3 protein-coding genes are annotated in these 1,603 nt (G+C 40.5%); all 3 read left to right on the top strand.

Annotated features, from left to right (window positions below; genetic code table 11):
• Positions 1–98 precede the first annotated feature (98 nt).
• Genes H9631_RS22655 through H9631_RS22075 form a run of 3 tightly spaced genes read left to right on the top strand, consistent with a single transcriptional unit; the run spans position 99 to position 1,494 of the window.
• The gene (locus H9631_RS22655) at positions 99–260 is read left to right on the top strand and encodes a phage holin family protein (protein ID WP_263600727.1); all 162 of its coding nucleotides are present in this window, start codon (positions 99–101) and stop codon (positions 258–260) included.
• Entirely contained in the window at positions 241–495 is a 255-nt protein-coding gene (locus tag H9631_RS22650) for a phage holin family protein (protein ID WP_263600726.1), read from the top strand. The genes H9631_RS22655 and H9631_RS22650 overlap by 20 nt, the downstream gene beginning before the upstream one ends.
• Positions 496–537: 42 nt before the next feature.
• On the top strand, positions 538–1,494 hold the full coding sequence (locus H9631_RS22075; RefSeq protein ID WP_191816606.1) for an N-acetylmuramoyl-L-alanine amidase: 957 nt from the start codon (positions 538–540) through the stop codon (positions 1,492–1,494).
• Positions 1,495–1,603: the final 109 nt, after the last annotated feature.

The raw sequence follows: 1,603 nt of genomic DNA, 5'->3' as shown, positions 1-1,603 counted from the left end.
AAAAATTGAAAGTCATGTTGGGTAGAATGAGCTTCCACCTCACTCTACCCCAACATTTGACATAGAACCTTTTTATTTTGCAGAAAAGGAGAGGGAGTATGGAAACCATATTTAAATCAGTTGTCGCTGTCATCGGGGCGATCATTACATTCTTATTGGGAGGTTGGTCGCCTTTGTTACAGGTGCTAGTTATTTTCATTGTCATGGATTATCTGTTGGGTTTTTTGGTTGCAGCAATGCATGCATGGGGAATTAAATAGTTCAATTGGATTCAAGGGGATTGCAAAGAAGGTAATTATCTTGTCATTGGTGGCAGTAGCTTATGCAATCGACACGATCATGGGAGATGGCACGTTTATACGAGACGCTGTCATCTTCTTTTATTTGGCCAATGAACTGTTGAGTATTTTGGAGACGGTGGGCAAAACAAACTTGCCAGTACCGGATGTGCTTAAAAAGGCAGTCGAAAAATTAAACGATAAGAGTGACGCATAAGCGTTGCTCTTTTTTTAATATCTAAAAGGGAGAGGATCTATAATGGTAAAAATCGCAATCGATGCTGGGCATGGAGGATTTGGAGTAACACCGGGCAAACGAACACCAGCCGGGGAGTATGAGTGGGACTTTAACAATAAAGTGGTTTTGGCTGCTATTAAATATTTGAAGCAATACCAGGATGTTTCTCTGTTGAGACTGGACGATCCGACTGGAAAAACAGATGTGTCGCTAATTACTAGAACAAATAAAGCTAACTCTTGGGGAGCTGACATTCTTATTTCGGCTCATCACAATGCTAATACAGGCAGATGGGGAGAATGGACTGGTACAGAAACTTACACCTATTTAGGAAACTGGCCACAGGCAGAAAATTTGGCAGCTATTGTTCACAGGAATCTAGTACAGGCTTATGGATTGAAGAATAGAGGCTTGAAAAAAGCAGACTTCCATATGCTAAGAGAATCCAAGATGCCAGCAATCCTAACTGAGGGAGGATATATGGACTCAACTATTGATGTTAAAAAGTTGAGAGACGATAAGGTCCTTGATGCTGCTGGAAAAGCGATTGCCGATGGCGTGGCGGAGTATTTTGGCTTGAAAAAAGATACTAGCAAGCCCGCCGATAAACCTACGGCATCAAAACCTGCTGTTAATAAAAAGCCAGCGCCTACAGGTGGTACCCACACCGTTAAAAAAGGCGATACATTATCAGGTATTGCTAAAAAATACAAAACGACTGTTAATGAGTTAGTCAAGATCAATGGCATTAAAAATCCAAACCTCATTAAAGTCGGCCAAAAAATTAAATTGGCTGGAGCTGTTGCACCTAAGCCAAAAGGTGATCAGAAGACCGGATCCATTGTAGATTATCTTAAATCAATTGGTGCTGATTCGTCCCTTGCCAATCGGAAGAAGTTGGCGGCCGAGTATGGTATTAAAAACTATACTGGTACGGCTGCTCAAAATAATCAGCTGCTTAAAAAGTTACGAGGATAATATCCATATCTTTTTTCAATGTTGCTTTTTTCTTAAAGACTCAACTTTCGCACCAACAAAATAAGTACTAATCGTTGGCTAGACTGAATCTTGAGCCTATCAATTATGT

The organism is Bacillus norwichensis, assembly GCF_014836955.1.
GTDB classification, from domain to species: domain Bacteria; phylum Bacillota; class Bacilli; order Bacillales; family Bacillaceae_C; genus Siminovitchia; species Siminovitchia norwichensis.
Note: the sequence above shows the minus strand (reverse complement) of the source record. Positions and strands in the feature narration are given on the sequence as shown.